Genomic DNA, 22,146 nt, shown 5'->3' on the forward strand with positions numbered 1-22,146 from the left:
AACCGAATTTTAAGGACCCACAGATAATGGCTATCGAAATCAAAGCCCCGTCATTCCCGGAATCGGTTGCCGATGGCACCGTTGCCACCTGGCACAAGAAACCAGGCGATGCCGTCAAGCGTGACGATCTGATCGTCGACATCGAGACCGACAAGGTCGTGCTGGAAGTATTGGCCGAAGCTGACGGCGTGCTGGGCGCAATCGTTGCCGAGGAGGGCGCTACCGTTCTGTCGAACCAGGTCCTGGGCTCGATCGAAGAGGGCGGCGCTGCTGCTGCCGCTCCTGCCGCCGCTGCTGCACCGGCTGCCGCCCAGGCCGCTGCACCAGCTGCCGACGGCGAAGACGATCCAGTCGCTGCGCCTGCTGCTCGCAAAATCGCCGAAGAGAATGGCATCAACATCGCTTCCGTTGCCGGTACTGGCAAGGGTGGTCGTGTGACCAAGGAAGACGTGGTTGCCGCCGTTGCTGCCAAGAAAGCCGCTCCAGCCGCTGCCCCGTCCAAGCCTGCCGCGCCTGCCGCCGCCGCTCCGGTGTTCGCTGCCGGTGACCGCGTGGAAAAACGCGTTCCGATGACCCGCCTGCGGGCCAAGGTTGCCGAGCGTCTGGTCGAAGCCCAGTCGAACATGGCGATGCTGACCACTTTCAACGAAGTCGACATGACCGAAGTCATGGCCCTGCGTTCGAAGTACAAGGATCTGTTCGAGAAGTCCCACAACGGCGTACGCCTGGGCTTCATGTCGTTCTTCGTCAAGGCTGCCACCGAAGCGCTGAAGCGCTTCCCGGCCGTCAACGCGTCGATCGACGGTTCCGACATCGTCTACCACGGCTACGCCGACATCGGTGTTGCGGTTTCCAGCGACCGTGGCCTGGTGGTTCCGGTACTGCGTAACGCCGAGCTGATGAGCCTGGCCGAAATCGAAGGCGGCATCGCCACCTTCGGCAAGAAGGCCCGTGACGGCAAGCTGTCCATCGAAGAGATGACCGGCGGTACGTTCACCATCACCAACGGTGGTACATTCGGTTCGATGATGTCGACCCCGATCGTCAACCCGCCGCAAGCGGCTATCCTGGGCATGCACAACATTCTGCAGCGTCCGATGGCGATCAACGGTCAGGTCGTGATTCGTCCGATGATGTACCTGGCACTGTCCTACGATCACCGCCTGATCGACGGTAAAGAAGCCGTGACTTTCCTGGTAACCATCAAGAACCTGCTTGAAGATCCGGCTCGTCTGCTGCTGGATATCTGATTTCGCCGCGAGGGCCGGTCGGTTGACCGGCCTCTTGCTGAAACAACCGGTTTCGTCCCCACGACGGTCACCACAAGTGACCGTCCGGTTTGATTCGAAAAGGAATGACTCATGACTCAGAAATTCGACGTGGTAGTGATTGGTGCGGGCCCTGGCGGCTACGTAGCGGCCATCAAGGCCGCGCAACTTGGCCTTACCACTGCCTGCATCGAGAAATACACCGATGGCGAGGGCAAACTGGCCCTGGGCGGTACTTGCCTGAACGTCGGTTGCATTCCATCCAAGGCGCTGCTGGACAGCTCCTGGAAATACAAGGAAGCGAAAGAAAGCTTCAACGTCCACGGTATCTCCACCGGCGAGGTGAAGATGGACGTCGCTGCGATGGTTGGCCGCAAGGCTGGCATCGTCAAGAACCTGACCGGTGGTGTCGCTACCCTGTTCAAGGCCAACGGCGTGACCTCGATCCAGGGCCACGGCAAGTTGCTGGCTGGCAAGAAAGTCGAAGTCACCAAGCCGGACGGCTCGGTTGAAGTGATCGAGGCCGAGAACGTGATCCTGGCTTCCGGTTCCCGTCCGATCGACATTCCACCAGCACCGGTTGACCAGAAAGTCATCGTCGACTCGACAGGCGCGCTGGAATTCCAGACCGTGCCTAAGCGTCTGGGTGTCATTGGTGCAGGTGTAATCGGTCTGGAACTGGGTTCGGTATGGTCCCGTCTGGGCGCTGAAGTCACTGTTCTGGAAGCGCTTGATACTTTCCTGATGGCTGCTGATGCCGCTGTTTCGAAGGAAGCGTACAAAACCCTGACCAAACAAGGCCTGGACATCAAGCTGGGTGCTCGCGTTACTGGCTCCAAAGTGAACGGCGACGAAGTCGTCGTGAACTACACCGATGCCAACGGCGAACAGACCATCACTTTCGACAAGCTGATCGTAGCCGTTGGTCGCCGCCCGGTGACCACCGATCTGCTGGCTGCCGATAGCGGTGTGACCATCGACGAGCGCGGTTTCATCTTTGTCGATGATTACTGCGCGACCAGCGTCCCGGGCGTCTACGCCATCGGTGACGTGGTACGCGGCATGATGCTGGCGCACAAGGCGTCCGAAGAAGGCATCATGGTTGTCGAGCGCATCAAGGGCCACAAAGCCCAGATGAACTACGACCTGATCCCATCGGTTATCTATACCCACCCGGAAATCGCATGGGTTGGTAAAAGCGAGCAGACCTTGAAAGCCGAAGGCGTTGAAGTTAACGTCGGCACCTTCCCGTTCGCCGCCAGTGGCCGTGCCATGGCAGCCAACGATACCGGTGGTTTCGTCAAAGTGATCGCCGATGCCAAGACGGACCGCGTGTTGGGCGTTCACGTCATTGGCCCAAGCGCTGCCGAGCTGGTACAGCAAGGCGCGATCGGTATGGAATTCGGCACCAGCGCTGAAGACCTGGGCATGATGGTCTTCTCCCATCCGACCCTGTCTGAAGCCTTGCACGAAGCGGCCTTGGCCGTAAATGGCGGCGCCATCCACGTGGCCAACCGCAAGAAGCGTTAATAGACAATAAGAAACCACGGCGGTATGGCCCGTCGTGAGCCTTGCGAGCAAGACTCACCGCGGAATATCCGCTGGACGCAGCCTTGCGTAGCCGAACCGGTTGACCGGAAAGCTACGCAAGCAGCAGTCACAGGTGGTGCGGCACCAGAACGGTGCAGCACCGAATGCGCAGTACCTAACGAAGACGGTAATAAGCATGAATCTTCACGAGTATCAGGGTAAGCAGCTGTTCGCTGAGTACGGCCTGCCAGTATCCACCGGTTACGCGGTAGACACCCCGGAAGCGGCAGCAGAAGCTTGCGACAAAATCGGCGGCAGCGAGTGGGTTGTCAAAGCCCAGGTTCACGCCGGTGGTCGCGGTAAAGCGGGCGGCGTAAAGCTGGTTCGCAGCAAAGAAGACGCCAAAGCCTTCGCACAGCAGTGGCTGGGCAAGCGTCTGGTGACTTACCAGACTGACGCCAACGGTCAGCCAGTCACCAAGATCCTGGTTGAATCGTGCACTGATATCGCTAAAGAGCTGTACCTGGGCGCGGTCGTTGACCGTTCGAGCCGCCGCATCGTGTTCATGGCTTCCACCGAAGGTGGCGTGGACATCGAGAAAATCGCTCACGACACCCCTGAGAAAATCCTCAAGGCCACCATCGACCCACTGGTTGGCGCACAGCCATTCCAAGGTCGCGAGCTGGCATTCCAGCTGGGCCTGGAAGGCAAGCAGGTCACTCAATTCGCCAAGATCTTCGTAGGTCTGGCCAAGCTGTTCCAGGACCACGACCTGGCCCTGCTGGAAGTGAACCCGCTGGTGATCAAGGCCGACGGCGACCTGCACTGCCTCGATGCCAAGATCAATATCGACGCCAACGCCATGTACCGTCAGCCTAAGCTGAAGACTTTCCACGATCCGTCGCAGGACGATCCGCGCGAAGCGCACGCTGCCAAGTTCGAACTGAACTACGTAGCCCTGGAAGGTAACATCGGCTGCATGGTCAACGGTGCTGGCCTGGCCATGGGTACCATGGACATCGTCAACCTGCATGGCGGCAAACCAGCCAACTTCCTCGACGTGGGCGGTGGTGCTACCAAGGAACGCGTAACCGAAGCGTTCAAGATCATCCTGTCCGACACCAACGTCGCTGCAGTACTGGTCAACATCTTCGGCGGCATCGTTCGCTGCGACATGATTGCCGAAGGCATCATCGGCGCCGTGAAAGAAGTCGGCGTGAAAATCCCGGTTGTTGTTCGCCTCGAAGGCAACAACGCTGAGCTGGGCGCTAAAGTACTGGCAGAAAGCGGTTTGAACATCATCGCTGCTACCAGCCTGACCGACGCTGCTCAACAAGTCGTTAAAGCTGCGGAGGGCAAATAATGAGCGTCCTGATCAATAAAGACACCAAGGTTATCTGCCAGGGTATTACCGGTTCGCAAGGTAGTTTCCACACCCAGCAAGCCCTGGAATACGGCACCAAGATGGTTGGCGGCGTAACTCCGGGCAAAGGCGGCACCGAGCACCTGGGCCTGCCAGTGTTCAACACCGTGAAAGACGCTGTAGCTGCCACTGGCGCCACCGCCAGCGTGATCTACGTTCCAGCTCCTTTCTGCAAGGATTCCATCCTTGAAGCAGCGTTCGGCGGCATCAAGCTGATCGTCTGCATCACCGAAGGCATCCCGACCATCGACATGCTGGAAGCCAAGGTCAAGTGCGACGAGCTGGGTATCACCCTGATCGGCCCTAACTGCCCAGGCGTGATCACTCCAGGCGAATGCAAGATCGGCATCATGCCAGGTCACATTCACTTGCCAGGCAAGGTCGGTATCGTTTCCCGTTCCGGCACCCTGACTTACGAAGCCGTGAAGCAGACCACTGACGCCGGTTTCGGTCAGTCCACTTGCGTCGGCATTGGCGGTGACCCGATCCCAGGTTCGAACTTCATCGACATCCTGAAGCTGTTCCAGGAAGACCCGAAGACCGAAGCGATCGTCATGATCGGTGAGATCGGCGGTTCGGCTGAAGAAGAAGCCGCTGCGTTCATCAAGGCCAACGTGACCAAGCCGGTTGTTTCCTACATCGCTGGTGTGACTGCTCCTCCGGGCAAGCGCATGGGCCATGCTGGCGCAATCATCTCTGGCGGCAAAGGCACTGCAGACGAGAAATTCGCTGCACTGCAAGACGCAGGCGTGAAAACCGTGCGTTCGCTGGCAGACATCGGCAAGGCCCTGGCCGAGCTGACTGGCTGGGAAATGAAGAAGTAAGCTTCGGCTGACTTTTTTGTTCCAGCAACAAAGGCCACCTTCGGGTGGCCTTTGTCGTTTCTGGCACTGTGGGAGCAAGGCTTGCCCGCGATGGCATCGACGTGATCTGACTGATAGAACTGAGTCGCCTGCATCGCGGGCGAGCCTTGCTCCCACAAATAAATCCCCTTGCCACAGGGGCTTCGCAGGAAAATAGATACGTAAACGCGACACACGAATGTCGCACATCGGATAGTTTGCCCCTTTACAGTGCGTTTTCTCGCTAAATTCGTTAGGCTAGCAGCCATTTTGCGACCGCTGCCCACAAGGAAGCGCCGCGCTAAACGGGTCGGTCCCATACGGATCGGCAGCATTTCCCTCTACCCTCGGGGAAATCCCTCTCTAAATTCCGATTCAGTAGTGTGGTTTCCTTAATGAAAGTGTTGAAAGGCCAGGACATCCTGGCACTTGGTTTCATGACATTTGCCCTGTTCGTCGGGGCCGGCAACATCATCTTCCCGCCTATCGTCGGTTTGCAGTCCGGGCCTCATGTCTGGATGGCGGCGCTGGGCTTCTTGATCACGGCGGTCGGCCTGCCGGTCATCACGGTCGTTGCACTGGCCAAGGTCGGTGGCGCGATGGATGCCTTGAGCAGCCCCATCGGCAAGGTCGCCGGCGGCTTGCTGGCAGCGGTGTGCTACCTGGCCGTTGGCCCGCTGTTCGCCACGCCGCGTACCGCCACCGTTTCGTTCGAAGTCGGCTTGGCGCCATTGACTGGCGAAAGCCCGCTGGCGCTGTTGCTCTACAGTGCGGCGTATTTCCTGCTGGTGTTCTTCATCTCGCTCTATCCGGGCCGTCTGCTGGACACCGTTGGCCGTTTCCTCGCGCCATTGAAGATCATCGCCCTGGCCGTGCTGGGCATCGCCGCGTTTGCCTTGCCCGCCGGTAATATCGGCGTGGCGACGCCCGAGTACGTCGCGGCGCCGTTTTCCCAGGGGTTCATCAATGGTTACCTGACCATGGATACCCTCGGGGCGCTGGTGTTCGGCATCGTCATCGTCAATGCGATCCGCTCCCGGGGCGTCGAATCGCCGGCCCTGATCACCCGCTACGCCATCATCGCCGGGCTGATCGCCGGGGTGGGCCTGGCGCTGGTCTACGTCAGCCTGTTCCGCCTCGGTTCGGGCAGCCATGAAGTAGCCGCGGGCGCGACCAACGGCGCCGCGGTGTTGCATGCTTATGTGCAACACACGTTCGGCAGCCTGGGCAGTGGTTTCCTCGCCGTACTGATCTCCCTGGCATGCCTGGTGACCGCGGTCGGCCTGACCTGCGCCTGCGCTGAGTACTTCAGTCGCGTGCTGCCGCTGTCCTACAAGACGCTGGTGGTGATCCTGGCGGCGTTTTCGCTGCTGGTGTCCAACCTGGGCCTGACCAAGCTGATTGCCTTCTCGATCCCGGTCCTGACCGCGATCTACCCGCCGTGCATCGCCCTGGTCGCCTTGAGCTTCTGCAAGGACTTCTGGCATGAGCAGGGGCGCATCGTGGGTCCGGTGATGCTGGTGTCGTTCCTGTTTGGCCTGATCGATGCGCTCAAGGGCGCCGGCCTGGCAGACTGGATGCCAGCTCAGTTGGCCCACCTGCCGCTGAGCGAGCAAGGCCTGGCCTGGCTGGTGCCTTCGGTGATGACCCTGGCGGTGGCGGTGGTGTGCGATCGCTTGCTGGGCAAGCGCAGCGAAGCACTGGCTTAAGCTGCTTCAGGCAGATTCAGCGGCTACAACCGAAATGCCCCGTATCAATCGATACGGGGCATTTTTTATGGGAGTAGTGTCTTTTTCCATGGACTGTGGGAGCGAGCCTGCTCGCGATAGCGCCAGAACTGTCGGCATAGAAGTGAAAGTTATATCGCTATCGCGAGCAGGCTCGCTCCCACAGGGTTCGCTGATATTATTGCCGCAGAGTTTGTTTCGTCACAGGAAATCGAATGTCATTCATCCAAGCCAACCTGATCCATCTGCTTGCCGCCGCCTGGTTCATCATCTGCTGGGCGGGCTACACCCGTTATGCCACCTGGAAAGCGCGTGACACGGCCTGTCTGGCGAGTGTGATGCACCTGTACCGCGAAGACTGGATGCGCCGCATGCTGTTACGTGAGAACCGCATCGCCGATGCCAGCGTGATCGGCAACCTGGAGCGTAACGCATCATTTTTCGCCTCCAGCACGCTGATTATCCTGGCCGGTATCCTGACGGTGCTCGGGGCGTCTGATCGGGCGGTGTCGTTGCTGGCGGACATACCCATGGTGCAGCAGGCTTCCCAGGGCATGGCGGAGGTCAAGTTGCTGTGCCTGGCACTGGTGTTCGTATATGCGTTCTTCACGTTCAGCTGGTGCATGCGCCAATACAACTTCGCAGCGGTGTTGGTGGGCTCGGCGCCGATGATCGGCGAGCGTCATGTCTCGGAGCAGGAGCGCAAGGCCTTTGCACTCAGGGCGGCGCGGGTCATTTCCATGGCCGCCAACCAGTTCAACTTCGGCCTGCGTTCCTATTACTTCGGCATGACCATGTTGGCGTGGTTCGTCAGCCCCTGGTTATTCATGTTGATGAGTGCTGGCGTGGTATTTGTGCTGTATCAGCGCGAGTTTCATTCTGATGTGCTGGACGTCATGGTCTATACCCCTACGGAAGCGCCAGCGCCCGAGGTTGGTAAGGAAGCAGCGTGACAAGCGACGCTTCCAAATCCCAGGTAAAAGAAAACCCGCACCAGGCGGGTTTTCTTTTACTGCTAAAACCGTATCAGTTGGTTTTAGGTGCGGTGGTAGCAGGGGCTTGTTCCTGCTGCGCGGCACTGTTCGATTCAGACTGAGCTTTGGCGGCTTCGGCGTTTTCTTTCGCCGCTTCATTCACTTTATTCTGTGCTTCGCCCATTTTTTGTTGAGCGTCCTGGGAGTGTTGTTGGGCCTCTTGAGCTTTGTCCTCGGATTTTTTATCGCAGGCAGCGAGACCGAGGGAGGCGGCCAACATCAAGGCAATAGCAAAAGTCTTACGCATGGGGTGTTTCTCCTTATGGATATAACTACTGGCCTTTTGAGCGACCCCCCTCAGGTTAAGTTCCTCTTTTGCTACAGATATATAACTTTGCACGGTCGCGGAACTTTAGCGAACACGCCTGTTGCCAGGCCTCTACACAAACAAGGGCATTGATGGACATGGCTGAAGATCCCATTTTTGAGCGTGCGACACGCTTTTTATCCGCCCTCAGGCATTGCCAGGTGCTGGGCTTGAAACTGCACAGCGCCAGCCGCGACGGGCTGACCGTGATCCTGCCGTTCAGCCCGCAAATCGTCGGCAATCCCCTGACGGGTATCATCCATGGTGGGGCGTTGACCTCATTGATGGATACCGCGTGCGGCATGTCGACCTTATGTGTGCTGCCGCAATTCGAAGTCTGCCCCACCCTCGACCTGCGCATCGACTACATGCACGCCGCCGAACCCCACAAAGACGTCTACGGCTTCGCCCAGTGCTATCGGGTAACCCCGGACGTGATTTTTACCCGCGGTTTCGCCTATCAGGACGACCCCGAGCAACCCATCGCCCATGTCGTGGGCACCTTCATGCGCCTGGGCCAGCACGCCAGGGGCATCAAAACGGGCGGCCTGACGGCTACGGTGGACAAGTCATGAGCGATATCACCCAGGAACAACTGCGTCGCGCCTGCGAGCAGGGCGACTACACGCTGCTACTCGCCTCGATCCCCTATGCACAACTGATCGGCGTCGAGTGCACACGCCGAGGTGACGACTTGTTGTTTCGCCTGCCAGCCAACAAGGACAACATTGGTAACCCTTTACTGCCGGCCATTCATGGCGGGGTCATCGCCGGCTTCATGGAACTGGCCGCTGCAGTGCATCTGTTGATTGCCACCGGCACCCCGGGCGTGCCGAAAATCATCGACTTTTCCCTGGATTACCTGCGTACCGGGCAGTTTCGCGACACCTACGCCAAATGCCAGGTCTGGCGTCAGGGGCGGCGGGTCGCCAACGTCGCGATCACCGCCTGGCAAGACGTCGAGGCCGAACCCATCGCCACCGCCCGGGCACATTTCAAGATCCAGGAGCCTTCAAAACCCGCGCGCTCTTGAAATCATCCCCTTTGCCCCCACCTTGTGGACATCCCGCCGCCAATCTCAGCGAGGCGGACACCACCATCCACTTGGAGTTTGATGACCATGAGCGTGGAAACTCAAAAGGAAACCCTGGGCTTCCAGACCGAGGTGAAGCAACTGCTGCACCTGATGATTCACTCGCTGTATTCAAATAAGGAAATTTTCCTTCGCGAGCTGATTTCGAACGCCTCTGACGCTGTCGACAAATTACGTTTCGAAGCCCTGTCCAAGCCTGAATTGCTGGAAGGTGGCGCTGAACTGAAAATCCGTGTGAGCTTCGACAAAGACGCCAAGACCGTCACCCTCGAAGACAACGGCATCGGTATGAGCCGTGAAGAGGTGATCACGCACCTGGGCACTATCGCCAAGTCCGGCACCGCCGATTTCATGAAGAACCTGTCCGGCGACCAGAAGAAAGATTCCCACCTGATCGGTCAGTTCGGCGTCGGTTTCTATTCCGCGTTCATCGTTGCCAATCAGGTCGAAGTGTTCAGCCGCCGTGCCGGCCTCGCTGCAAGCGAAGGCGTGCACTGGTCGTCCAAGGGCGAAGGCGAGTTCGAAGTCGCCACCATCGACAAGGCTGATCGCGGTACCCGTATCGTGCTGCACCTCAAGTCCGGTGAAGACGAATTCGCCGATGGCTGGCGCCTGCGCAACATCATCAAGAAGTACTCCGACCACATCGCGCTGCCGATCGAGCTGCCGAAGGAAGTCGCCGCTGCCGAAGGCGAAGAAAAACCGGAAGTGGAATGGGAAACCGTCAACCGCGCCAGTGCCTTGTGGACCCGTCCACGCACCGAGGTGAAGGACGAGGAATACCAGGAGTTCTACAAGCACATCGCCCACGACTACGAGAACCCGCTGAGCTGGAGCCATAACAAGGTCGAAGGCAAGCTGGAATACAACTCGCTGTTGTACGTGCCGGCCCGTGCACCGTTCGACCTGTACCAGCGCGAAGCGCCACGCGGTCTGAAACTGTACGTGCAGCGTGTGTTCGTGATGGACCAGGCCGAGTCGTTCCTGCCGCTGTACCTGCGCTTCATCAAGGGTGTGGTCGATTCCAACGATCTGTCCTTGAACGTTTCGCGGGAAATCCTGCAGAAAGACCCGATCATCGATTCCATGAAGTCGGCACTGACCAAGCGCGTGCTGGACATGCTGGAAAAACTGGCGAAGAACGAGCCCGAGCAGTACAAGAGCTTCTGGAAAAACTTCGGCCAGGTGATGAAGGAAGGCCCGGCCGAGGACTTCGCCAACAAAGAGAAGATCGCCGGCCTGCTGCGCTTTGCCTCGACACAGGGTGACGATGGCGAGCAGATCGTTGGCCTGGCCGATTACCTGGCCCGCGCCAAGGAAGGCCAGGACAAGATCTACTACCTGACCGGTGAAACTTATGCACAGGTCAAGAACAGCCCGCACCTGGAAGTCTTCCGCAAGAAAGGCATCGAAGTGCTGCTGCTGACCGACCGCATCGACGAGTGGCTGATGAGCTATCTCAACGAGTTCGACGGCAAGAGCTTCGTCGATGTGGCCCGTGGTGACCTGGACCTCGGCAACCTGGATTCGGAAGAAGACAAGAAAGCCGCCGAAGAAGTCGCCAAGAGCAAGGAAGGCCTGGTCGAGCGGATCAAGACGGCCCTGGGCGACGCGGTCAGCGAAGTGCGTGTCTCGCACCGCCTGACTGACTCACCGGCGATCCTGGCCATCGGTGAGCAAGACCTCGGCCTGCAGATGCGCCAGATCCTCGAAGCCAGCGGCCAGAAAGTCCCGGACTCCAAGCCGATCTTCGAATTCAACCCAGCCCACCCGCTGGTGGAAAAACTCGACAACGAGCAGAGCGAAGAGCGTTTCGGCGATCTGTCGCACATCCTGTTCGACCAGGCGGCCCTGGCAGCTGGCGACAGCCTGAAGGACCCGGCGGCGTATGTGCGTCGCCTGAACAAGCTGTTGGTTGAACTGTCAGCTTAAGCAAGTGCAGGAAAAACCCGCTTCGGCGGGTTTTTTCATTTCTGGTGTTCCGTTCAAGAGGAGTCCGTCATGAGTCAGGTTACGGTTCGTTCGCTGGTCTATCAGATCGAAGGTCAAAATTATGAAGGTCGCCTGGCCTTCGACGTCAGCCAGCAGGGTTCGCGCCCGGGGTTGCTGATGGCGCCCAATTGGATGGGCGTAGGGGCGGGGGCCGAGGAGATCGCCAAGTCGGTAGCCGCTAACGGCTATGTCGTGTTGATCGCCGATTTGTACGGCCAGGATGTACGCCCGAGCAATGCCGATGAGGCCGGGGCTGCGATGATGCCGCTCAAGAATGACCGGGCGTTGTTGCGCCAGCGCATGCAGGCGGCGCTCGAGCAATTGCTGAATCAGGGCGAAGCGGAGGTCGATGCGTCGAACCTCGCTACGTTCGGTTTCTGCTTCGGTGGCTGCTGTGCCCTGGAGCTGGCTCGCAGCGGTGCGCCGCTCAAAGCCGCGGTTTCATTCCACGGCACCCTGGATACACCGAATCCGGCCGATGCGCAGAACATCAAGGGCGCGGTGTTAGTGATGCATGGCGCCTCCGACCCGCTGGTGCCGAAAGAGCAACTGCCAGCCTTCGAGGATGAAATGAACGCCGCTGGCGTGGATTGGCAACTGCTGAGCTACGGTGGCGCGGTGCATTCGTTCACCGACCCGCAGGCCAATGTGCCGGGCAAGATGATGTACGACGCCAAGGTCGCCGGGCGGGCGTTCAGGTCGATGCATAACTTGTTGGACGAGGTGTTCAAGGACTGAGATTGGTTTTTAGGCTGAGTGTTTTCGTGTCTGGGCTGGCCCCTTCGCGAGCAAGCCCGCTCCCACAGTGGATTGTGTCGTTCACAGATGCTGTGTCCGCCAGAGATCAAATGTGGGAGCGGGCTTGCTCGCGAAGGGGCCAGCCCAGACAGCACTGAACTCAGGGCAACTCGATCCGCTCACTTTCCCCCGGCACAGTTGGCCAGTCACCGGCCGCCCAGCGCCGGCGGGCCTCATCGATCCGGGCCGGGTCGCTGGAGACGAAGTTCCAGTTGATCCGTCGCGGCCCATCCAACGGCGCACCGCCGAACAGCACGGCATGGCAGTCGCTGTCGGCGAACAGCGTCATCTCTTCGCCGACCGGCAGGACGACCAGCGAGTGGGGTTCCACCGGTTCACCTTCAAGCCGTGCTTCACCGCTGAGTACATACAGCGCCCGCTCTTCATGTTCGGTGGGAATCAGCAGCGACGTCGCGGTTTGCAGGTTCAGTTCGGCGTACAACGTAGGCGACAGCACCGGTACCGGTGATTCCAGGCAAAAACCTGACCCGGCGATCATGCGGATGCTGACCCCCAGGTTCTCGCTGACCGGCAGACTGTGTGCCGGGTGATGGCTGTAGTGCCCCGGGCCTTGCTCATGGGACTTGGGCGAGGCCAGCCAGACTTGCAATCCATGCATGACGAAAGCGCTGTTCAGCAGCGATTCGGGCGTGCGCTCGACATGGGCAATGGCGCTGCCGGCGGTCATCCAGCTGACATCGCCAGCCTCCACCACCTGGTCGGAACCGAGGCTGTCCTTGTGCTGGAGTTTGCCCTCGAACAGGTAGGTGAGGGTGGACAGGCCGATGTGGGGATGCTGGCGGATGTTCATGCCTCTGCCGGCCGGATAGGTGGTTTGCAGCATGTGATCGAAAAACACGAAAGGCCCAACGCTGCGGCATTTGGCGGACGGCAGTGGACGAAGAATCGGCTGGCCTTCGACGTCTTCGGCGCGGGGGCGAACGGTCAGGGGCGTGGTCATGGTGGCTTCCAGATTGCACAACGGTTTGCATGAAGCATAACCCGCCGCCGGTAGACGCGGCAGAGGCACCTTGAACCCCGGCGGGACGGTTGAGGTCTACGCTGTTCATGGCTTTTGGAGACCCCCATGCCCTTGACCCGTTTGATCTTCGCCTGGCTGCTGGCCGTTTCGAGTAGCGGTGCCGTGGCCCGCGAATATGCCTACAGCGATGCGCACCTGCATTACGTCGATTTCTTTCAGGAAACCGCCGGCATGCCCAAGCTGCTCCAGGCGATGGCGGACAATCGGATCGAGCATGTGATGATTTCCGGTGTTCCGGTGGCCAAGAAATGGCATGAGGACGAGCCCAAGCGTCCACGTTATTACGCCGGTGACGATGCGGATGCCTATTGGTACAGCGCCACCGATGTGATTGTCGCCGCCGCGGTGAGCAAGCTGAGCGCCGAGCAACGCCCGCACTTTCATCCGTTTCTGTCGGGCTTCAATCCGAACGACAAGAACTCCGCCGCCCATATCCAGCGCATGCTCGATCTCTACCCAGGTTTGTGGCAAGGCATCGGCGAGGTGTTCACCCGCCATGACGACCTCACGGCGCTGACCTCGGGCGACACCCCGCGAGCCAACAACGAAGCCATGACGCGGATCTATCACCTGGCGGCCGAGAACGACCTGCCGGTGATGCTGCATTCCAACATCACTTCCAAGCGTGAGAAAAACCCGTTGTACCTGGCGGAAATCGAGGAGCCGTTGCGCAATCACCCGCACACGCGCTTTATCTGGGCCCACGCCGGCACCAGCATGGAAATCCATCGCCACCAGACCCGCCTGGATTTTCTGTTGCCGACCCTGAGCCGCATGCTCGAGGCCTACCCCAATCTGTACATAGACCTTTCCTGGAGCATGCTCACGCCGTACTTGCTGGACGAGGCGGGCAAGCCCCGGGACGAATGGATAAAGCTGGTGGAGCGCTTTCCTGAGCGCTTCATGGTGGGGTCGGATGTGGTCGGGCGTTTCAACAAGTTGGGCAAGGAATTGCACGGCTTCGATCCGTTTCTCGATGCCTTGCCGGAAGACGTGGCGCGGAAGGTGGCGCGGGATAACTTCCTGGCGGTGTTGCCTCGCACTGTCCCGAGATAAAAAGGACTTTGTGGCGAGGGGATTTATCCCCGCTGGGGCGCGAAGCGGCGCCAAAATCCAGTACCTCAGTGTGTCAGGCCGATCATGCTTGTAAGGTTTGGGCCTGCTACGCAGTCCAGCGGGGATAAATCCCCTCGCCACAAGAGCAACGACGTGCGCCCTGGACATTGCTATGTCATCAGCCTGTCACGCCCGCGTCATACCCTCGCGCTCATCTCAATCAAGGAGCGCACTATGCACCTCACCCGTTCAAGCGCACTGGTCGCGCTGTTGTTGACCTGCGGTCTGGCACAGGCCGAAGTCCGTGTCGAAGGTCCGGTGGAATACGGTGTCTTCGAAGGGCCGCAAGCCGAGCTGCAATCGGGAGAGCGGGTCCTGCGGCGCAGCAACGAACAGATCCGCCAGACCGAAAGCGTGCCGGCGAAGCTGGGCACCAAATTCGGTATGCGCTACCAGTTGGCTGGCAAGGTCGCCGATGACCAGCCGTTGACTCTGTTGTACTTCACCCCCGGCATCCGCACTCCCGATGGCGTGCGTCACGATAAATTCGAAGTCATCCAGAAACTGGTGCCTGGCGCGCCCCAGGATGTCATGGCCTACGAGTTCACCGAAAGCCATGAAGTGGTACCGGGGGAGTGGCGGTTCATGGTGTTCCAGGGTGATCGGCTGCTGACGCAGCAGCGGTTTGTCGTGCGCTGAACTCCACCCCCTGTGGACTTAATGTGGGAGCGGGCTTGCTCGCGAATGCGGTGTGTCAGCTAGCAAATGTGCCGTCTGACACACCGCATTCGCGAGCAAGCCCGCTCCCACAATGAACTCAGGTGTATTTGCCAGGCAAAAAAACGCCCCGAACCAGTCGGGGCGTTTTTTTGTGTGGCGTAGCGGCGGGGCTTACTTGCCCTGCCAGCGCTTCAGTACCAGGGTGGCGTTGGTGCCACCGAAGCCGAAGCTGTTGCTCATCACGGTGTTGATGGTGGCGTTTTCGCGAGTCTTGGTCAGGATTGGCAGGTCGGCCACTTCCGGGTCCAGCTCGTCGATGTTGGCCGAACCGGCCATGAAGTTGCCTTCCATCATCAGCATGCAGTAGATCGCTTCGTGAACGCCGGCGGCGCCCAGGGAGTGACCCGACAGGCTCTTGGTGGAGCTGATGGCCGGGGCCTTGTCGCCGAACACTTCGCGCACACCTTTCATTTCCGCGACGTCGCCGACCGGGGTCGAGGTGCCGTGGGTATTGAGGTAGTCGATCGGTGCATCGACGGTGGACATGGCCATCTGCATGCAACGCACGGCGCCTTCACCGCTTGGTGCGACCATGTCGTAGCCGTCGGAAGTGGCGCCGTAGCCGACGATTTCCGCGTAGATCTTGGCGCCACGGGCCAGGGCGTGTTCCAGCTCCTCGACCACCACCATGCCGCCGCCACCAGCGATGACGAAACCGTCACGGTCGGCATCGTAGGCGCGGGAAGCTTTTTCCGGGGTGTCGTTGCGCTTGCTGGACAGGGCGCCCATGGCGTCGAACAGGAACGACTGGCTCCAATGTTCTTCTTCACCGCCACCGGCGAACACGATGTCCTGCTTGCCCATCTGGATCTGTTCCATGGCGGTACCGATGCAATGGGCACTGGTGGCGCAGGCAGAGGCGATGGAGTAGTTCAGGCCCTTGATCTTGAACGGCGTGGCCAGGCAGGCGGAAACCGTGCTGCTCATGGTCCGCGTGACGCGGTACGGGCCAACGCGCTTGACGCCTTTTTCACGCAGGATGTCCAGCGCTTCCATCTGGTTCAAGGTGGAGGCGCCACCGGAGCCGGCGATCAGGCCGGTACGCGGGTTGGAAACCTGCTCTTCGGTCAGGCCGGAATCCGCGATGGCGTCCTTCATGGCCAGGTAGGCGTAAGCCGCCGCATGGCCGACGAAACGGTAGATCTTGCGATCGATCAGTTCTTCGAGGGGAAGGTCAATGGAGCCGGAAACCTGGCTACGCAGACCCATTTCAGCATATTCCGGGTTGAACCGGATGCCAGGGCGACTTGCACGCAGGTTAGCGGAGACGGTCTCTTTGTCATTGCCCAGGCACGAAACGATGCCCAGACCAGTGATAACGACGCGGCGCATGCGGATAACCCTTAGAAGTTGTCAGTGGAGGTGAAAACGCCGACCCGGAGGCCTTCGGCGGTGTAGATCTCGCGACCGTCCACGGCAACCGAACCATCGGCAATGGCCATGTTCAGCTTGCCCTTGAGGACGCGTTTGATATGAATGTTATAGGTGATTTTCTTGGCGGTCGGCAGGACCTGACCAAAGAACTTCACTTCGCCCGAACCCAGGGCGCGACCGCGACCCGGCAGGCCTTGCCAGCCGAGAAAGAAACCGACCAATTGCCACATGGCATCCAGGCCCAGGCAGCCCGGCATGACCGGATCACCTTCGAAGTGGCAGGCGAAGAACCACAGGTCCGGAGTGATATCCAGCTCGGCGACCAATTCACCTTTGCCGTACTTGCCACCCTCTTCGCTGATATGGGTGATGCGATCCACCATCAGCATGTTCGGGGCGGGCAGTTGCGCGTTACCTGGGCCGAACAGCTCACCGCGACTGCAGCGCAGCAGATCTTCCCGGGTAAAGGCGTTTTGTTTGGTCATGCGAGCTCCTCAATAGTCCCGTGCGGCAGGGTGGGGCAAATCTTCCCGGCCGATCGAAGCGTTCATGCCTCGAATCGACAGCCTACTCATAGACTATTGCGTTGTAGTGAAAGTCACAGCACACGGGAAATGAATGTACACCTGTGCACTGAAATTTTTATTCAAGCCCCAATCGAGGCTTGTTCGGGTGCCTAAGACTGCCGCACTTTCGTCTTTCACGCCAGTCACAGATGGTCCAGTGACCTGTTCTAGTTCACCCAGCGCTGCAGAATCTGCTGCAGATCAATCCTTTTGAACGGCTTGGCCAGGTAATCGTTCATGCCCGCCGCGAGGCAGGCTTCGCGGTCGCCCTGCAACGCGTTGGCCGTCAGGGCGATGATGGGCACCTCGCCACAGCCCGGCAACTGACGGATCTGCCGCGTGGCTTCGTAGCCATCGATGATCGGCAACCGGCAATCCATGAGGATCGCTTCGAAAATCAGGCTTTCGGCGCTGCGCACCGCCTGGGCGCCGTCGGTGGCGACACTGACGGTGAAGCCCAGGCTGCGCAGCATGGCTTCGATCACCGTCTGGTTGACCGGATTGTCCTCCACCAGCAACACGTTGCGGCCTTCGCCGTCGCCGCTGCCGACGGCCAGCCGCGGCGCCAGGGTCGTTGGCGTCTGGCGCGACAAGGCCAGCGGGATCTCGAGGGTGAACACCGAGCCCTGGCCTTCTTCGCTCTGGGCCCGCAGTGTGCCGCCCATGCGTTCGGCCAGGGTACGGGCGATCGGCAGGCCCAGGCCAGTGCCGCCGTAGCGCCGGGAGATCGAACTGTCGGCCTGCTGGAAGGCATCGAACATGCGCTCCAGGCTTTCGGCCGGGATACCGATGCCACTGTCGCGCACCGTGCAGGTGAACCACAGCAGTTCGTGATCCAGGGCTTGCCATTGGCATTGCACGGTGACGCGGCCTTGCTCGGTGAATTTCAGGGCGTTGCCGATCAGGTTCACCAGAATCTGCCGTATCCGCGTCGGATCGCCCTGGACCTGCAGGGCCTGCATGTCGTCCGGGACCAGCAGGTCCAGGCCCAGCTTGCGCTGCGCGGCGCGGTGCTGGAACGACTGCGCGCAACTGGCTACCAGCTCCGCCAGGTTGAACGGGATGTGCTCCAGTTCCAGGGCCGAGCGTTCGATGCGCGAGAAGTCGAGGATGTCGTTGATCACCTTCAGCAGGTGTTCGGTGGATTCTGACGCCAGCGCCGTGTACTCGTGCTGCTCGTCGGTCATGCGAGTGGTTTCCAGCAATTGCAGCATGCCCAGTACGCCGTTCATGGGCGTGCGCAGTTCATGGCTCATCATTGCCAGGAATTCGGACTTGGCGCTGTTGGCTTTTTCTGCCTCTTCGCGGGTCTTGATCAGCTGTGCCATGGCCTGGTGTTGTTCGCGGCTGGCTTGCTCCAGACCGCCGGCCAGGTTGTTGATGTGCCGCGACAAGGCCCCCAGTTCGGTGTCATCGACGATGGGCAGCGGGGTGTTGTAGTCGCCTTGCTGGATGGCCTTGACCGCGTTGCCGATGTCGCGGATCGGCCGGGACAGGTTGGTCGCCAGTCGACGCGCCACCAGGAAGGTGAACAACAGGGCGAACAGCGCCAGGATCGCGGCCTTGAACAGGATCTCCTGCTGTCGCTGACTGAAGGCGTCGCTGGACATGCCGACGATCACGCGGCCCAGGTAGTCTTCACCGGACGCCTCGACGGATGTGCTGTTGCCCTGCAGGAAATCATTGTTCAGGGCAATGCGCTGCAGGCGCACCGGGGCCTGGAAGACTTCGATCTGCTGGGCGCGGCTGCGGGTTTGCTCGGGTTGCTCGACGTACACCAGGACCTTGTCGGTGCTGTCCTGGACCTCCAGGAAGCGCACGTGCGGGGTCGCCAGGGTCGCGGTGAGCAGGCTTTCCAGGACTTCGTTGTTGCCGGAAATCACCCCGTACTCCGTGGCGGGAGCCAGTTGGTTGGCGATCAGTTGCCCGGTGTGATTGAGTTCCTGGCGCAAGTCCTGGATCCGCACGAAGGTGAAGAAGCTGATCAGCAGCACGGTCAGCAGCAACGCCGGGCCGAGGGCGATGAGCTGGGTGCGGGTGTTGATGTCCCAACGGCGACGCAAGGTCATGGTCGGTGTTCTCCTTCGGCCAACGTTGCCGCGACGGATTCGGCGTCAATCGGTTCGATCCCCAGTGAGCGGGAGACCTGCCGGTTGCCCAGGACTTTGAAACGGTCTGGATACAGCGTGCGCGGCCAGGTCGTGGCGGGGCGGTCGAGCAGCTTGTCGAGAATCGCCAGCCAGTCTTGTTGGTCGCTGTAGGTACTGGCCAGGCTGCCGGCCTTGACGAAGGCGGCGCTGGGGCCGATCAGGGCGCGCTGCCGGGCGTAGCTGCTGAGCAGCAGGTTCTTCACGGTCTTGGGGTTGTACAAGTCGGGGTCATCGAGGCCCAACAGGACGTCGCTCTGGCCCAGCAGGTTGTGCAGGGGGCGGCTGTCGTTGGTGTCGTCCCAGCGTTCGCTGACGATGGCCAGGCCCAGCGGTGCCGCGGCCTGTTGGATGTCCTTGAGCAGGAATTCGCTGTGGCTGTCGTAAAGCACGCCGACCCGTCGCACTTGCGGCAGGATGGTGCGGATCAGCCGCAATTGCCGCGCCATCGGTGGATCGCTCCACAGCAGGCTCAGGTGAGCGGGCGTCGCCTCGCCCAGGCGATCACGGGCCTGCTGGCGGCTGATGCGCAGTACCAGGGTGGCCGGCCCCCGGGCGTCTTGCAGGCGCCAGTCGAGGCTGGGCAGGTCAAGCAGGACCAGGCGGACATTGCCCGGTAACTTGTCTGGTGCCGGCAGATTGGCCAGCGGGGTAAACCGCACGCTGTCTTCGGGGCGCAGGGCTTTCAGGGCCTGGGTGAAAGACTGCACGCCGGGGCTGTCTGCGGCACCGGTCAACAGGACTTCGGCCGCCCGGGCCTGGATGGGCACCAGCCACGCAGCAAACACCAGGCATAGCGCCAGCGTCAGGCGGCCATGAAATGGCGACTTGCGGAGTGGATGCCGAGACATCTAGAACGACAACTCCGCGCTGAAGTACACGACATGGCGGGAGTCGTAGCGGTTGTCGATGAAGGTGGTGGGCTGGTTGTCCAGGCGTTGTTGCAGGACCCCCGCCAGTTCCAGGCTGGCCTTGCCCAGGGGGATGCGCCGGGCGAGGCGGGTGTCGACCCGTTCGAAGCGATAGCCGTTCAGGGCATCGGCACCGTAATAGAACAGCGCGCTGTTCCAGCCTTGGCCCCAGTCCCGCAGCCAGCCGGCCGAACCGCTGTTGCGGGCGGTCAGTTGCTCGTCGAGGGGGTTGCTGGCCTGAGCATCGACATAGGCGTAGGTCAGGCGCAGGCGGTCGGCGCTGGTCACACGCCAGTCGAACTGGGTTTCGGCCCCGGAAAACTGGGATTGGTTGGCGTTGCTGGCGATGTACTGATTGTTGCGCAGCGGTTCGCTGATCATGCCGGTGATTTCGTCATGGAACAGTTTCACGTCGACCGCCAGCCCCAGGTCCACGAAATAACCGTTGTAGCCCAGTTCCCGGGAGCGCATGTGCTCTTGTTCCAGGTTGCCCGGGCCGCGCGTCCGGACGAAGTAACGGGCACTGTTCTGGCCGAAGGCGGCGGGTTGCAGGTTGGTGACCTGATAGCTCCAGTTGACGTTGTTCTCGAACATGTCCGGGGAGCGCACGGCTTCGGAGTACACCGCCCGCAGGCCGTGGCGCGGGTTGATCAGGTAGTTGATCGCGACCCGTGGGGTCAGCGAGCTGCCGGTCAGGCGGGTGTCTTCGAACATCGCGCCGCCCTGCAACAGCCAATGCTCGGTGGCCCGCCATTCGAGCTGGCCGAACAGCCGCCAGGTGGTGTCGTCCAGGGTGCCGTTGAAGTACGTCTCGGAGTCGGCCCGGTCGTAGCGGTAGTTGGCCCCAGTGACCAGGCGCAGGCTGTCGGACAGGCTCAGGGTGTCCTGGACTTCCAGGTCGTAGCGCGATTCCCGGGCGCTCTGGTCGATATCGCCGCACAGGGTCTGCGAGGCGCCGTTGCGCCACTGGTCGAGCACCTGATTGGCCAACGCCTGTTCCTGTGGCGTGCCGGCGGGCGCGCCGCTGCTGATGTAGCTGGGGATATTGCGCGCCAGCTTCTCGGCATAGTAGGGGTTGAGCTGCCACAGGTCGGTCAGTTGCGGGCTGAAGGACACCTCGGCATCGCAGGCGCGCCAGGTCTGCTGGCGATCCCAGTGTTGGATCGAGCCTTGTACATAAAGGCTGTGGTCGGGGTCCAGGTCGAGGTTCCAGCGCAGCGAACCGGCGTAGTCCTTGGCGATGACGTCGGAGTTATCCCCGGCGGCGGTAATCCCGGCAAACACGGGGCGGTAGGTATAGGGGCGCTGGTTGGTCCCGTCCTTGGCGTTCAATTGCCAGTCGATGCTCTGTCGTTCGTCCAGGGTCTGGCTGACGGACAGGTTGACGCGGTTCAGGCGACGACTGTCGCGGTAGTCGGCGCCGTTGCGGTCGTTGTCAAAGCCGTCGTCTTCCTGGCCGGACAGCGACAGCCGCAGGTCGCCGCCTTCCCAGCCGCTGCCCTGGCTGGCGTACCAGTCGCTGATGCCGCGTTGGCCCCGGGTGATTTTCAGCCGGGTGCCGTGGCTGTCGGCGGGGGCGCGGGTGATGATGTTGACCACCGCCATCAGTGCGTTGGCGCCGTAGCTGACGGTGTTGGGCCCGCGAAAGACTTCGATCCGCTCGATGTCTTCCATGGCTACCGGAATGTCGCTCCAGTCCACCGTGGCCAGGCCGGCGCGGTACACCGAGCGGCCATCGATCAGTACTTGCATGCGGCGGGCTTCGCTGGCGTTGGTGCCATGGTAGTTCACGGCAGCCTGGTTGCCGCTGATGTTGCCGACCATCATGCCCGGCACCAGGCGCAGCAGTTCGCTGATATCACGGGCGCCGCTGGCCCTGATCAACTCGCTGTCGAGCACGGTCATGCTGCCCGGCACCGCCGCTGGCGATTGCTTCAGGCGCGTGGCCGTCAGCACCTGGGGCAGGGGCTGGCTGTCCACGAACAAGTCGTCGCCCAGCACTGGCGGGCTGATGATCAGTGCCAATAACAGGGACGAACCTGGACGGGAGGGGCCAACGGACACGGCTCAGCCTTTGATAATGGGAGGATGGCGGGCATGTTAACCGAGCTGAACGACTTTTCCATTCACGTTGACAGCATTTTCCTAGGAATTGATGGTCAGCTTCCTACAGCTGATGGTAATTGTTGCCGGGGCTGGTCGCGATCTGGCCGCTCCGTATAATGCCCCGCATTGCCACTTGGTATGGATGAACGG

Annotated in this window: 19 protein-coding genes; 12 read left to right on the forward strand and 7 right to left on the reverse strand. The window is 60.7% G+C overall.

Going from position 1 to position 22,146, the window contains the following annotated elements:
- The first annotated feature begins 26 nt into the window (after positions 1-26).
- The 6 genes from odhB (at position 27) to AC30D9_RS22090 (ending at position 7,743) form a co-directional block, all read left to right on the forward strand.
- Entirely contained in the window at positions 27-1,250 is a 1,224-nt protein-coding gene (odhB, locus tag AC30D9_RS22065) for a 2-oxoglutarate dehydrogenase complex dihydrolipoyllysine-residue succinyltransferase (protein ID WP_490144839.1), read from the forward strand.
- Between the two features lie 111 nt (positions 1,251-1,361).
- Positions 1,362-2,798 (forward strand): dihydrolipoyl dehydrogenase, encoded by a 1,437-nt coding sequence (lpdA, locus tag AC30D9_RS22070; RefSeq protein WP_134925318.1) that lies wholly within the window; start codon positions 1,362-1,364, stop codon positions 2,796-2,798.
- Between the two features lie 196 nt (positions 2,799-2,994).
- A complete protein-coding gene (gene sucC, locus AC30D9_RS22075) occupies positions 2,995-4,161 on the forward strand; it encodes an ADP-forming succinate--CoA ligase subunit beta (protein ID WP_003179235.1) in 1,167 nt (388 codons plus the stop codon).
- Positions 4,161-5,045, forward strand: a complete 885-nt coding sequence (gene sucD, locus AC30D9_RS22080) for a succinate--CoA ligase subunit alpha (protein ID WP_134925317.1) — start codon at positions 4,161-4,163, stop codon at positions 5,043-5,045. Before sucC ends, sucD begins: the two co-directional genes overlap by 1 nt.
- A 413-nt stretch (positions 5,046-5,458) precedes the next feature.
- Positions 5,459-6,772, forward strand: coding sequence for a branched-chain amino acid transport system II carrier protein (brnQ, locus tag AC30D9_RS22085; RefSeq protein WP_134925316.1), 1,314 nt, complete (start codon positions 5,459-5,461; stop codon positions 6,770-6,772).
- Positions 6,773-7,005: 233 nt separating this feature from the next.
- The gene (locus tag AC30D9_RS22090; RefSeq protein ID WP_134925315.1) at positions 7,006-7,743 is read left to right on the forward strand and encodes a DUF599 domain-containing protein; all 738 of its coding nucleotides are present in this window, start codon (positions 7,006-7,008) and stop codon (positions 7,741-7,743) included.
- 73 nt (positions 7,744-7,816) lie between these two features.
- Here AC30D9_RS22090 and AC30D9_RS22095 read toward each other — a convergent pair whose 3' ends face one another.
- Positions 7,817-8,071 (reverse strand): hypothetical protein, encoded by a 255-nt coding sequence (locus AC30D9_RS22095; protein ID WP_134925314.1) that lies wholly within the window; start codon positions 8,069-8,071, stop codon positions 7,817-7,819.
- A gap of 158 nt (positions 8,072-8,229) precedes the next feature.
- On the opposite strand from AC30D9_RS22095, the gene AC30D9_RS22100 reads away from it, so the two are divergent.
- The 4 genes from AC30D9_RS22100 (at position 8,230) to AC30D9_RS22115 (ending at position 11,954) form a co-directional block, all read left to right on the forward strand.
- Positions 8,230-8,706, forward strand: a complete 477-nt coding sequence (locus AC30D9_RS22100) for a PaaI family thioesterase (protein WP_490144840.1) — start codon at positions 8,230-8,232, stop codon at positions 8,704-8,706.
- Complete coding sequence (locus tag AC30D9_RS22105) at positions 8,703-9,164, forward strand: PaaI family thioesterase (RefSeq protein WP_490144841.1); 462 nt, start codon at positions 8,703-8,705, stop codon at positions 9,162-9,164. Before AC30D9_RS22100 ends, AC30D9_RS22105 begins: the two co-directional genes overlap by 4 nt.
- An 87-nt stretch (positions 9,165-9,251) precedes the next feature.
- Complete coding sequence (gene htpG, locus AC30D9_RS22110; protein WP_490144842.1) at positions 9,252-11,156, forward strand: molecular chaperone HtpG; 1,905 nt, start codon at positions 9,252-9,254, stop codon at positions 11,154-11,156.
- Between the two features lie 69 nt (positions 11,157-11,225).
- Positions 11,226-11,954 (forward strand): dienelactone hydrolase family protein, encoded by a 729-nt coding sequence (locus tag AC30D9_RS22115; RefSeq protein ID WP_490144843.1) that lies wholly within the window; start codon positions 11,226-11,228, stop codon positions 11,952-11,954.
- Positions 11,955-12,114: 160 nt separating this feature from the next.
- Here AC30D9_RS22115 and AC30D9_RS22120 read toward each other — a convergent pair whose 3' ends face one another.
- Entirely contained in the window at positions 12,115-12,975 is an 861-nt protein-coding gene (locus tag AC30D9_RS22120; protein ID WP_307574016.1) for a pirin family protein, read from the reverse strand.
- A 126-nt stretch (positions 12,976-13,101) separates the two neighbouring features.
- Between AC30D9_RS22120 and AC30D9_RS22125 the strand changes: the two genes are divergently transcribed.
- Together AC30D9_RS22125 and AC30D9_RS22130 are read left to right on the forward strand one after the other, a co-directional pair.
- Entirely contained in the window at positions 13,102-14,112 is a 1,011-nt protein-coding gene (locus tag AC30D9_RS22125; RefSeq protein WP_134925308.1) for an amidohydrolase family protein, read from the forward strand.
- A 234-nt stretch (positions 14,113-14,346) separates the two neighbouring features.
- Complete coding sequence (locus tag AC30D9_RS22130; protein ID WP_018610122.1) at positions 14,347-14,811, forward strand: DUF3859 domain-containing protein; 465 nt, start codon at positions 14,347-14,349, stop codon at positions 14,809-14,811.
- Positions 14,812-15,003: 192 nt separating this feature from the next.
- On the opposite strand, the gene fabB is transcribed toward AC30D9_RS22130, so the two are convergent.
- The 5 genes from fabB to AC30D9_RS22155 all read right to left on the reverse strand — a co-directional run bounded on the left by fabB (position 15,004) and on the right by AC30D9_RS22155 (position 21,954).
- Positions 15,004-16,224: a beta-ketoacyl-ACP synthase I gene (gene fabB, locus AC30D9_RS22135; protein WP_109754451.1), complete on the reverse strand. Its 1,221-nt coding sequence runs from the start codon at positions 16,222-16,224 to the stop codon at positions 15,004-15,006.
- An 11-nt stretch (positions 16,225-16,235) separates the two neighbouring features.
- Complete coding sequence (gene fabA / locus AC30D9_RS22140) at positions 16,236-16,751, reverse strand: 3-hydroxyacyl-[acyl-carrier-protein] dehydratase FabA (protein ID WP_003204400.1); 516 nt, start codon at positions 16,749-16,751, stop codon at positions 16,236-16,238.
- A 248-nt stretch (positions 16,752-16,999) separates the two neighbouring features.
- Positions 17,000-18,901 (reverse strand): ATP-binding protein, encoded by a 1,902-nt coding sequence (locus tag AC30D9_RS22145; RefSeq protein WP_134925306.1) that lies wholly within the window; start codon positions 18,899-18,901, stop codon positions 17,000-17,002.
- Positions 18,898-19,830 carry an ABC transporter substrate-binding protein gene (locus tag AC30D9_RS22150; protein WP_490144844.1) on the reverse strand — a complete coding sequence of 311 codons (933 nt, stop codon included), beginning with the start codon at positions 19,828-19,830 and terminating at the stop codon, positions 18,898-18,900. The genes AC30D9_RS22145 and AC30D9_RS22150 overlap by 4 nt, the downstream gene beginning before the upstream one ends.
- Entirely contained in the window at positions 19,831-21,954 is a 2,124-nt protein-coding gene (locus tag AC30D9_RS22155) for a TonB-dependent receptor plug domain-containing protein (protein ID WP_134925304.1), read from the reverse strand.
- Positions 21,955-22,146 lie beyond the last annotated feature (192 nt).

It is taken from the genome of Pseudomonas sp. DF11, assembly GCF_058148565.1.

What these genes read in the sequence shown, in the direction of transcription:
- AC30D9_RS22115 (WP_490144843.1), top strand. Translation starts at nt 11,226, where the DNA reads ATGAGTCAGGTTACGGTTCGTTCGCTGGTCTATCAGATCGAAGGTCAA.
- sucD (WP_134925317.1), top strand. Translation starts at nt 4,161, where the DNA reads ATGAGCGTCCTGATCAATAAAGACACCAAGGTTATCTGCCAGGGTATT.
- htpG (WP_490144842.1), top strand. Translation starts at nt 9,252, where the DNA reads ATGAGCGTGGAAACTCAAAAGGAAACCCTGGGCTTCCAGACCGAGGTG.
- AC30D9_RS22125 (WP_134925308.1), top strand. Translation starts at nt 13,102, where the DNA reads ATGCCCTTGACCCGTTTGATCTTCGCCTGGCTGCTGGCCGTTTCGAGT.
- AC30D9_RS22100 (WP_490144840.1), top strand. Translation starts at nt 8,230, where the DNA reads ATGGCTGAAGATCCCATTTTTGAGCGTGCGACACGCTTTTTATCCGCC.
- sucC (WP_003179235.1), top strand. Translation starts at nt 2,995, where the DNA reads ATGAATCTTCACGAGTATCAGGGTAAGCAGCTGTTCGCTGAGTACGGC.
- AC30D9_RS22150 (WP_490144844.1), bottom strand. Translation starts at nt 19,830, where the DNA reads ATGTCTCGGCATCCACTCCGCAAGTCGCCATTTCATGGCCGCCTGACG.
- AC30D9_RS22120 (WP_307574016.1), bottom strand. Translation starts at nt 12,975, where the DNA reads ATGACCACGCCCCTGACCGTTCGCCCCCGCGCCGAAGACGTCGAAGGC.
- fabB (WP_109754451.1), bottom strand. Translation starts at nt 16,224, where the DNA reads ATGCGCCGCGTCGTTATCACTGGTCTGGGCATCGTTTCGTGCCTGGGC.
- AC30D9_RS22145 (WP_134925306.1), bottom strand. Translation starts at nt 18,901, where the DNA reads ATGACCTTGCGTCGCCGTTGGGACATCAACACCCGCACCCAGCTCATC.
- odhB (WP_490144839.1), top strand. Translation starts at nt 27, where the DNA reads ATGGCTATCGAAATCAAAGCCCCGTCATTCCCGGAATCGGTTGCCGAT.
- AC30D9_RS22090 (WP_134925315.1), top strand. Translation starts at nt 7,006, where the DNA reads ATGTCATTCATCCAAGCCAACCTGATCCATCTGCTTGCCGCCGCCTGG.
- AC30D9_RS22095 (WP_134925314.1), bottom strand. Translation starts at nt 8,071, where the DNA reads ATGCGTAAGACTTTTGCTATTGCCTTGATGTTGGCCGCCTCCCTCGGT.
- AC30D9_RS22105 (WP_490144841.1), top strand. Translation starts at nt 8,703, where the DNA reads ATGAGCGATATCACCCAGGAACAACTGCGTCGCGCCTGCGAGCAGGGC.
- lpdA (WP_134925318.1), top strand. Translation starts at nt 1,362, where the DNA reads ATGACTCAGAAATTCGACGTGGTAGTGATTGGTGCGGGCCCTGGCGGC.
- AC30D9_RS22130 (WP_018610122.1), top strand. Translation starts at nt 14,347, where the DNA reads ATGCACCTCACCCGTTCAAGCGCACTGGTCGCGCTGTTGTTGACCTGC.
- brnQ (WP_134925316.1), top strand. Translation starts at nt 5,459, where the DNA reads ATGAAAGTGTTGAAAGGCCAGGACATCCTGGCACTTGGTTTCATGACA.
- fabA (WP_003204400.1), bottom strand. Translation starts at nt 16,751, where the DNA reads ATGACCAAACAAAACGCCTTTACCCGGGAAGATCTGCTGCGCTGCAGT.